Origin of the sequence: Desulfoluna spongiiphila (assembly GCF_900101345.1) — a bacterium.
In the GTDB taxonomy this organism is placed as follows: domain Bacteria; phylum Desulfobacterota; class Desulfobacteria; order Desulfobacterales; family Desulfolunaceae; genus Desulfoluna; species Desulfoluna spongiiphila.
Map to the genome: position 1 here is coordinate 53779 of NZ_FMUX01000027.1, position 10280 is coordinate 64058.

General features: G+C 51.8%; 5 protein-coding genes. All 5 read left to right on the top strand.

The window, feature by feature from the left end; translation table 11 throughout:
• Positions 1-178: 178 nt before the first annotated feature.
• Positions 179-5692, top strand: coding sequence for an Ig-like domain-containing protein (locus tag BLQ12_RS24485; RefSeq protein ID WP_092215211.1), 5514 nt, complete (start codon positions 179-181; stop codon positions 5690-5692).
• Between the two features lie 70 nt (positions 5693-5762).
• The gene (locus tag BLQ12_RS24490) at positions 5763-6578 is read left to right on the top strand and encodes a CPBP family intramembrane glutamic endopeptidase (RefSeq protein ID WP_175470053.1); all 816 of its coding nucleotides are present in this window, start codon (positions 5763-5765) and stop codon (positions 6576-6578) included.
• Positions 6579-6664: 86 nt separating this feature from the next.
• Positions 6665-8563, top strand: coding sequence for a prolipoprotein diacylglyceryl transferase family protein (locus BLQ12_RS24495; protein WP_175470054.1), 1899 nt, complete (start codon positions 6665-6667; stop codon positions 8561-8563).
• A gap of 13 nt (positions 8564-8576) precedes the next feature.
• The gene (locus tag BLQ12_RS24500; RefSeq protein ID WP_302846804.1) at positions 8577-9437 is read left to right on the top strand and encodes a rhodanese-like domain-containing protein; all 861 of its coding nucleotides are present in this window, start codon (positions 8577-8579) and stop codon (positions 9435-9437) included.
• Between the two features lie 46 nt (positions 9438-9483).
• Positions 9484-10280: right-handed parallel beta-helix repeat-containing protein (locus BLQ12_RS24505; RefSeq protein WP_175470056.1), on the top strand; the 797-nt coding region annotated here is incomplete at its 3' end.

Below are 10280 nucleotides of genomic sequence, written 5' to 3' on the forward strand. Positions count from 1 at the left end.
AATCGCGATTTGGAGCGCATCATGATTTCGTGGGAGCGGACGTGCACGTCTGTCGTTCATCTTAAGGGGCTATAGACGGGTTCTGCACAGTGCGTTTTGGTTGAAGTGAAACGCTGTTGAGGAATAATAACGGAATTGTATTGCCAATGACGGATGCAAAGATCGGTCAGGAGACAGCATGGGTTATCGATACTGTTGGATGATGAAATGGCTGGTGGGTTTTCTCTTATTAAACTCTCTGTGTTTTGCTTCAGGGGTGGCATGGTCTGCGGAAACCCTGTGCGCAGAGGTGAAGATCGAAATCAGGCAGGAAGTCACCCTTGAACGGCAGGCTTTTGATGCCCACATGAGAATCAACAACGGCTTGACAAGCATTGCCTTAGAGGATGTAGCGATAACCGTTCGATTTATAGATGAAGAGGGCACGGCAGTTCTGGCGAGTTCTGATCCGGATGACAAGGACGCCTCTTTTTTTATCCGAGTGGATACCAAGGACAACATCGAGAATATCTCCGGCTCCGGAGTCGTAAAGCCTGCGTCATCAGCTGATATCCATTGGCTGATCATTCCTTCACCCGGGGCATCCAACGGGCTCGAGGCGGGCAAATTGTACTATGTCGGTGCCACCCTTACCTATACCCTCGGCGGTGAGGAGAATAAGACGGAGGTTAATCCCGACTATATTTTCGTTAAGCCCATGCCTGACCTCGTGCTGGACTACTTTTTAACCAAAAACGTTATAGGCGATGATCCCTTGACGGATGAGGTTGAGGGTATTGAGCCCTTTACCCTTGGTGTCCGAGTTAAAAACACCGGCAAAGGGACGGCCCGGAAACTGAAAATCGAATCGGCACAGCCCAAAATTGTGGAAAACGAGCAGGGATTGTTGGTCGGCTTTGTTATTGAAGGATGCGAGGTGGACAATAAACCCAAGGAACCCACCTTGCTCGCTGATTTTGGGGATATTCCTTCCAGCACATCCAAAATCGCCCGTTGGATCATGACCTGCAGCCTGTCCGGTCGGTTTACGGAGTTTACTGCCGATTTTTCTCATTCCGATGAGCTTGGTGGCGAAATGACGTCGCTGATCGAGTCTGTAAATACGCATTTCCTCGTGCGCGATGTGATTGCCGACCTTCCGGGGCGGGATGCCGTCTGTGACTTCCTCGCCGTTGATGAGGCAGCAAGTAACATGACCGTTTTTGAGTCCGATGGTACGGACACGGTTGTGACCGATCAGTCTGAGACATCTTCTTTTCAGTCCAATGGGGCTGTCCATATTCCATTGACGGCTGGCTTTGTCTATGCCCGTTTCAACGATCCTTTCAACGGCACGAAGCAGATGAAGCGAGCCGTCAGGTCAGATGGCAAACAGATACGGGAAGAAAACGTCTGGTTCAGCAAAGAAAAAGACGCCGAAAAGAAATGGGTCTATTCTCTGAATATTTTTGATGTGAACACAACCGGCACGTATACCTTGTATTTTGACGAGATAAACGGAACACCCAAGCCGCCTGTTATTCAATTTGTTTCTGACAGGACAGGCGTCGAGATGACGAATCTCTCGTTTGTTGTGCAGTCGTCTGACCCCAATGGAACCATACCGACCTTAACTGGAAAGAACCTCCCCGTGGGGGCTGTGTTTACGGATCGAGGTGATGGAGAAGGCTCCTTTGAATGGACCCCTGCCGTAGGACAGGCAGGCAGCTACGGGCTTACCTTCATCGCTTCAGATGGTGAATTGACAGCTTCCAAGAGCTGCACCCTCGTCATCCGTACCAAAGATGACACGGACGGGGACCAGATGGCAGATCTCTGGGAGATGACATATTTTGGTAACCTTGACCGGGATGGTCTCGGAGATTCAGACGGCGACGGAATTTCAGACTTGGATGAGTTCCTGCTGGGGGCTGATCCAACGAGCGTAGACAACGTTCCCGGGGTTCCCATGATACTTTCTCCCTGCGAAGGGGAGGAGGTGACGTCCTGCCGTCCTGTCTTTACCCTTAAGAACAGCATCCCGTTTGACGGCAAAAAGACGACCTATGAATTTGAGATATATTCCGACCAGGGTTTCAATGAGCTTGTTGCGGTTTCAGGTGTTGTGGATGAGGGGGATGGGCAGACTGTTTGGGCACCCGACGCAGATCTTATGGACAACCATGAATACAACGTCCGGGTACGTGCAACAAACGGTGCCGGGTACAGCCTCTGGAATCATGGGCGTTTTTTTGTAAATACGGAAAACGATGCACCGGATGCCTTCTTTCTTTCGGCTCCTGCCGACGGTGGCAAGGTCAATTCACTCAATCCTGCTCTTGAAATTACCAATCCCAAGGATAAGGACCGGGATCTTCTCTTCTGTAAATTCGATGTCTATTCCGATGCAGGGATGACGGATCAGATTGCTTTCTCAGGAAGTGTCCCGCTGGGAGCACTTGGGGCAACATCCTGGACAGTGCCTGGAGGTACCAATTCCCTGGAAGATGGGGAAACCTATTACTGGAACGCTGTCGCAGAAGATGCCCATGGTCTTGTGACTGAAACCACGGCGTCATCGTTTACCGTAGACCTCTCAGGAGCTGTTCCGAAACACCCCGCCGGGTTGTTGCCTGAAGCCGGAACCGAACTGGCGGCCGAAGAGGTGACCCTTTCTGTTAGGGATACCGGCGAGAGCGATACGGTGGTGTACCATTTTGAAGTCGATTGCGTGGACACCTTTGACTCTCCGGATAAAATTACCTCGCAGCCGGTCATTCCCGGAAGTGATGCCGCAAAGTGGCACGTGGACGGCCTGAAAGATGACAGCCTTTACTACTGGCGTTGCAAAGCAGTCGACGGTGAGTTTGAGAGCCGGTGGGCTTTAAGCCGTTTTTTTGTTTCTCTATATAATGGTGCGCCTGATGTCCCTGTTTTGAAAAATCCTGGCGGACAGGCATGGGTAAGAAAAACACGGCCGACTTTCTCGGCGCACCCTTCAACGGACCCCGAAGCTGATGCGGTTACATATCAGTTCGAGATATTTTCAGATGAAGCCATGGAAACGCTCGTTTCAGATGGGGTTTCTCAAGGGACAGAGTGGAAAGTCGCTGACGAGTTATCAGACAACACACGGTATTATGTGCGCGCCGCTGCCCAGGATGAGAACGGTCTTTCTGGCGGATGGACAGATGCGTCGCCATTTTTCGTCCGATCAGCAGGCATAAACACGCCTCCGTCGTTTGAGTGGGTAAGTCCTTCGGCTGACTCGACCGTTGATTCAGGAGACATTCTTGAGTTGAAGTGGCGTACCTTCGATCCGGACAGCGATGCTCTGACGGCCATCTATTTCGATACCGATGGTGAGGGTGAAGACGGAACGGTCATCACGTCCGGCAGGGATGAAGAGATTCGAATATCCGATTGGGATGTCAGCGGCCTTTCAGGGGAATTTTACCTCTACGCAATCGTCAAAGACGAGAACACCACGCGACATATTTATAATCCATTTCTTATTACCGTCAACAGGGACAGTGACGGGGACGGGGTCCCTGATCACCTTGACCTGTTTCCCGATGATCCCGAAGAGTCAACCGACTTTGATGGCGACGGTGTCGGTGACAATGCCGATATGGATGACGACAATGACTCCATGACAGATGCATGGGAAACGGCAAACAACCTGGACCCATTCAACGCCGAGGATGCGCTTCTCGACAAAGACAATGACAGTGTTAACAATGTCGATGAATTTTTTGGGGGAAGCGATCCTTCAAACGCGTACAGCATACCTTCCGTTGAAAATTTTGAAACCGGTGATTTGGTTTTGTTCTCCTGGTCAGCTCAAGGTGATGCCAGGTGGGCTGTTGTGGATGATACCAGTTCAAACATAAGTGGGGATGAAAACAGTCTGTTTATCGCGCGGTCACCGCATATTGGTGACGGTGACCGCGCAGGGCTCCGTGTCAAAATGCTGTGCGAAAAAGGCGTGATCAGCTTTGGGTATGCCCTCAGTACGGAAACGGACCATGACACACTGACCCTCTACATGGATGACCAGCTCCTCGGTGAATGGTCTGGCATATCTCCCTATGAAAGGTCATGTGAGTTTCCGGTGCCTTATGGGATGCACACATTCCGTTGGGAATATGCACGTGATGCCGAGGGCGGGGCGGGAGAAAACTGCGTATGGATAGACGACATACGATTTCCCATGAGCAAGGACTCCGACGGGGACTTGATGCCCGATCGATGGGAAGAAGAACATTCACTGAACCCGAATTGGGATGATGGTGCGGAAGATGAAGACGGGGACGGCTACGATAACCTTCTGGAGTTTTCTGCCGGTAGCGCAGCCGATGACCCGACGTCATACCCGCAGGTCGAAATGGTGACCGAAGGATTTGAAACAGGCAGTTTTTCATCGGGCAACCTTGTATGGCATTTGGGCGGAGATCTGGAATGGTCCGTGGGAGCAGGGGCCGCGGACCAGGGAAGCTTTGCCGCAGAATCGCCATCCCTGTCTGTCGGGGAAAATGCCTTTGCCGATGTCATAAGGTATTGCGACAAAGGGGCGGTCTCTTTCATGCATATGACGGATTCCGATGCGTCGAATGGTTTTCTGGAGTTTTTGATCGATGATGCCCTGAAGGGCAGCTGGTCAGGTTCGAATGCTTATGCCCTGTTCGGCCCGCACGACGTGCCATCCGGAATACACACCTTCCGCTGGAAATACCGCAATGATGGGGACCCCTCGGGTCTGGGTACCGGCAGGTTTGATTCCATCGCTCTGACGGGATTCATCGACGGAGACGGCGACAACATGCCCGACGGCTGGGAAATAAAGAAAGGCATGAATCCCCTTGCCGACGATGCTCACAGGGATGCGGACCAGGATGGTGTCTCCAATATCGAAGAGTACCGCGCTGAAGTCCTCCCCAGTGACCGCGAAACTCCCACCCCGAATCCGGCCGGATTCGCCTCCGAACCTTCTGAGGCCGGAAAGCATGCCATCACCATGACTGCTTTGACGGCAAATGATGAAAGCGGGGTTCAATATTATTTCGAAGAGACGGGGGGCAATGCGGGCGGCAGCGACAGCGGGTGGCAGCGAAGCCCTGTCTATACCGACACAGGGCTTGACGCAGATACGATGTACACCTATCGGGTCAAGGTCCGTGATAAATCGGCCAATCGCAATGAAACCGAATGGTCGGAGGCATACTCTGTCGTGACCGAGGCCTACGACCTTGAGCCCCCGTCTCCGAATCCGGCGGGCTTCGCCTCTGCACCCTCTGCAAACAAAAAGAAAGACCGCATTTTCATGACGGCAAAAACTGCCACGGATCCGTCCGGCGTCGAGTATTACTTTGAAGAGACATCCGGACATTCCGGCGGTAGCAGCAGCGGATGGCAATCAAGTCCGAGCTATGTGGATACCGGTCTTTCCAAGAAGACAACGTATACCTACAGGGTCAAGTATCGCGACAAGTCGGAACACCGGAACGAAACAGGTTGGTCCGAGTCCCGATCGGCAAAAACCAAGTTAATCGGCTGTGGAGCCGAACCGATGTATCGGGACGGGTCCGGTAAGAGGCCGTCAGGGCCCAGTTCGTTGCTTTTTGCATTGCTTCCCCTGTTGCCCGGTTTTGTCTCTCTTTTCGTCTGGTACGTTGTGGTCGTAAGAAGAAAGCCGGGCAAGCTGCAGGAGTGATAATGTGACGAGTGGTATGGTTGGTGGCGTTTTCCAGTCAAGAACAAGTCGCTGCAGGTTGTATGCAGGGATGTTTGGGGCCATCTGTTTGGTGTTGCCGGTGGTCCATCTGCTGACAAGGCCAGGGGCTGCAGGGAAGGACCTGGCCGCAGCATGTGTGCTGTGCCTGATCATGATCTTTTGGGCCGCAGCAGGCTACAAGAGGGAAGATGGGGGCTTCAGCGCCGATTTGGCGGCCATGGTTTCAGGGTTTTGGTTTTTCTCTCTGTTCAGGTATTCGGGGTTGGTTTCATGGCCCCTTGGATCTGCGGAATACCTCTCGGCATATGGGTATCTTTTTTACTCTCATGTTGTCTTGGTGCTTTCCGTTCTTTCTCCCCTTATGGCTGTAAGGTCCATTCAGGGCAGATCGATCCGTTTTTTCTTTGCCCCGAAAGGTATCACCGGCCGGCTTCATATCGGGTTTTTCGTATTTACAGCTTCTCTTTTCTGGGGATGGGCTGTGTGGACGGTTTGCTCTTCTGACGTGAACGTCTCTTTTTTGTCGTTTGGCCTTTTTGTGGCCTGTCTTCTGAAGGCATTGATGACAGGGGCAACGGAGGAGTTCTGCTACCGGGGTGTTCTTCTGAAAGATTGTGAGTTTTTTTTGGGGGCTCCGGCAGCAATCACCATTCAAGCGGTGTTGTATACGATGTTTCATATGAACCTGGGGGCGGCGTTTACTGTTTCCTCATTTTTTCTGCCGGGTGTTTTTCTTTTGGGCCTTCTTTTCGGCGTCGTTACCGCCATGACCCGGAGTATCTGGTGGGCCATGGCTGTGCATACAGCCATAAACGTGATCATTGAATGGGATAATGTGAGTCATTTGGCCATGAATAAGCTTTAAGTAAAATCGTTTCGAACTTTTGTTTCGGCATGGAAGCCGGAGGGCTTCGGAGTAAACGGCATACACGTGTGTTGGATATGGGTGTGATGGATTTCATGATGAATTACTGGTTTTGGGGAATTGTCGGGCTGCTCGCAGGTGGAGCACTCGGCGTTCGCAACATGGTGAAGAACGGGTGCCCGTTTCCCGTTGCCGTGGTTGCCGCTACCGGTGGCCTTTATGGCGGGCTCCTTGGTGCCAGGGCTCTTTATCTCTTGATCTATTATCCTTGGATTTTCGTTGAAGACCCCATCCTCGTCATCGCTTTCTGGGAATCCACAGGAACATGGCTGGGGGGACCCCTTGCAGGGCTGCTCGGTGCCGCCCTCGTGTTGCGGCTTGCAAAGCGAACCGTATGGGATAATGTTGGAAGCTTTGTGCCGGGGCTGGTCCTCGCCCATATGCTTTGCCGGGTCGGGTGCATCGTCAACGGGTGCTGCTACGGATCGCCCACATCCCTTCCCTGGGCCGTTTATTCCGATGCCCTGAACTCCATGGTTCACCCCGCAGCGTTGTACAGCCTTCTTTGCGAATTTATCGTGTTTATCATTCTGCAGCGTCTCTGGCACATCAAGACCGCCAGGCCCTATCTTTTTCCCGCCTACGGCATGATGCTCTCCTTTCATCGGTTTTTCACCGAGATGCTTCGGGGAAGCGATGCTGCCCCATGGATCATTCCAGGCCTCCGGGCTTTTCAGACTGTGACCGTTTTTCTGTTCATTATCTCTTTTTGCCTCTTTTTGATTGTAGCGTGGCGGAAAAGGGGTGTTATTGCCTCCTTCAGCCTGTGTTTTACCACCGTTGCCGTTGTTTTACTGCTTCGGTTTCACCACGATGCTTATTCCCAGTTCGTGCAGGAAAGCAAAGGAACGGTTCTGGTTGCTACCCGTACAGGGCTGACCGATGGGTTGCAGCCATGGATCAGACAGCGGGAAAACCAAGGCTACAAGGTCGTGGTGAACGCCTGGACAGAGCAACCAAATCCTTCGGACATATCGGCATGGATAGGCAGTTTTACCCATGGCCTCTCTTGCATTCTTGTTGCCGGTGATTGTTCACCTGATCCGAATTCAAAGGCGCCCTGGGACATCCCGTCCAATCGCCTGGAAAACAGTTTTGGTGTTTTTGTCTCCGATGCCCTCTACGGAGACCTGGATGGCGATGGTGTGCCCGACGTCCCCGTGGGCAGGCTTCCGGCCCGGAATGCCAATCAACTCGAACAACTTGCCGCAAAGAGCTTGCGTTATGAAAGAGCAGGGCTGGGTGAAAGCGGGCGTGAGGTCGTCGTTTGGGCAGCTTCCGATCAATTTTTCACCATTGCAGGAAACACCGTGGCACAGCTTCAGCAACACAGAGAGCTGAATCTTGACATTCGCCTTGTGGGGCCGGGGTCTTCTAAAGAAAAGGCACCCGAAACCTTTCTGACGTTGATCAAACGCTTACCGATTTTCTCGGTTATTGCAGCCCACGGTTCATACCGAAGTATTGTTTCCGGAAGCCGACCGGTGTCCGACCCTCAAGAAACCAACGCAAGTGGCCTGACCGTGGAAGACGTTTTATCCTTACGAGCTCCGTCTCCTTCAGGTCCACTTTTTCTGCTGAGTTGCGATTCCGGTCAATTCAATCTTGATATCGATAAAGGCCCCTCCCTTGCCGAAGCCTTTCTTCAGGCAGACGGTGGACCGTCTTGTGTCATTGCCGCTTCAGGCATCATGGCGCCTGAAACCAATATTCGATTTGGAGAAGCCCTTCTTGGTGCGGCATCTGACATGCCGCAAACGGCAGGCGTACTGTTGGTCAATGTTCAACGCAACATGTTTACAGGGATGCTGGCGGAAAATACAGCAGGCCATCATGTGGCAACCCTTTCTTGGCACGCGGGAGAGGGCGACGAGATATTGCTGTACAACCTGATCGGCGACCCGACCTGTCGGGTTCGAATGTAGGTGGATGAGAAAAATGCACAAAAAAGACACGGAAAAACGATTGGCATGTTTCGTTGTGGTGCTTGCCCTGGTTTTGTTTGGAAAGCCGGTTTCAACTTTTGCGTTTATCGATAACGGTTATTACATTTCCGTTCATAAATGCAGAAAGCTGTTGAAGGAGTCAAAGCAGGCTCTTCTTGTGGATGTGCGGGAAAAGAAACAATTCGAGTCGTACCGCATCCCCGGCTCCATCCATGTACCGCTTCACTTCATCAAAGCCAGGTCGTTTTTAAAGGGCAAACCCGTTGTGCTGGTCAACGAGGGCTATCGCAGTGAGTACTTGGAATCCTTGGCAGGAGAACTCAACTCCGAAGGGTTTCAGCTCCAGATACTGAGCGGTGGCCTCAATGCCTGGAACCGGTCGGGAGGTAAGCTTTCCGGCAATCTGTATGAAGCGAAACAGGCGAATCGTATCTCTCCCCAAGAGTGCTTTTTAAAACAAACCTCAACCAACCATCTTGTGGTGGACGCCTCACCAGACCCCGTGCCCGAGTCGCTCACCCTCATGCCAGGGATGGTGCAGGTCGCCTGTTCAGACGCAAAAGACGGGGCCTCTGAGTTGGTGAAAGCCATTCTCACACGAAACAGCGTCGCGCCCTTTGCTGTTCTCATCACCACCAAAGATGGCAAAGGTTATGAAAAACTCGAAAAGACCCTCCTGTCCGAAGGGATTACCAATATGTTCTTTCTTGACGGGGGGCTGGACCGATACAGACGGTTTACCGATGAGGTTGCCGTGATGAAAAATCCCAGCGTGAAAACAGTTGCGGGGGGCGGATGCCGGACATGCCCCGGGTTTGCACATGAAGACAGCATAACAACCGATCACCAATGATCAGGCAATATTATACATATCAGGTGCCGCAGAGATGAGACCGACCATGGAAACGATTCCCGTAAGAGGAGTGATGATGGAGATGCCCAGTTACAGAACCACATGCCCTGAGTCTGTTGGATTCCATAAGTTTTCAGTATCTGAAAAACAAACCGGTATGACGGGCTTGTTATGTCGATTTGTTCTGACCATGGTTTTTCTTGTCATGACGGCATCCTCCGTGTCAGCGGCAACCCAGGTCAGTGGGGACATCACAAAGGATACCACGTGGACCCTTGCGGGGAGTCCGTATGTGGTGACGTCGAGTATTCGGGTTCAGGGGACGGATGGGGATGATGGGGTTACGACGTTGATGGTGAATCCCGGTGTGGAGGTAAAGTTCAATTCAAATTCTGGGTTGTCAGTTGGTGGCAGTTCAGGTGCTCCTGGTGGGCTTGTTGCTGTGGGTACATCCGATGATCAGGTGGTCTTTTGCTCAAATGATGGGACAAATTGGCAAGGTATATTCTTTAACAATACAACGGCCGATGAGACATCTGTTCTGAACCATTGCATAGTGAAAAATGCGGGTATGTTGAGTGGATCTTCCTGTAATTATTCAGTTTGTATGGAAAATTCGTCCCCATCGATACGAAATTCGGTGATCAGCGGCAGCAAAAATTTTGGAATACGTATCAACTCAGGTTCACCTGACATATCCGACAATGTCATTAGCGATAATGGGAATTGCGGGATATTTTTAAGGGATAGCTGCTCACCAAGTATCACTGGTAATAAGGTTATCGGCAACAAAGGTGTTGGTATTTTCAGCAACAACACAAGCTGTATCCCCACGGTGACAGG

Excerpts from the sequence above, each read along its gene's own strand:
- BLQ12_RS24485 (WP_092215211.1), top strand. The coding sequence starts at position 179 with ATGGGTTATCGATACTGTTGGATGATGAAATGGCTGGTGGGTTTTCTC.
- BLQ12_RS24490 (WP_175470053.1), top strand. The coding sequence starts at position 5,763 with ATGTTTGGGGCCATCTGTTTGGTGTTGCCGGTGGTCCATCTGCTGACA.
- BLQ12_RS24495 (WP_175470054.1), top strand. The coding sequence starts at position 6,665 with ATGGATTTCATGATGAATTACTGGTTTTGGGGAATTGTCGGGCTGCTC.
- BLQ12_RS24500 (WP_302846804.1), top strand. The coding sequence starts at position 8,577 with ATGCACAAAAAAGACACGGAAAAACGATTGGCATGTTTCGTTGTGGTG.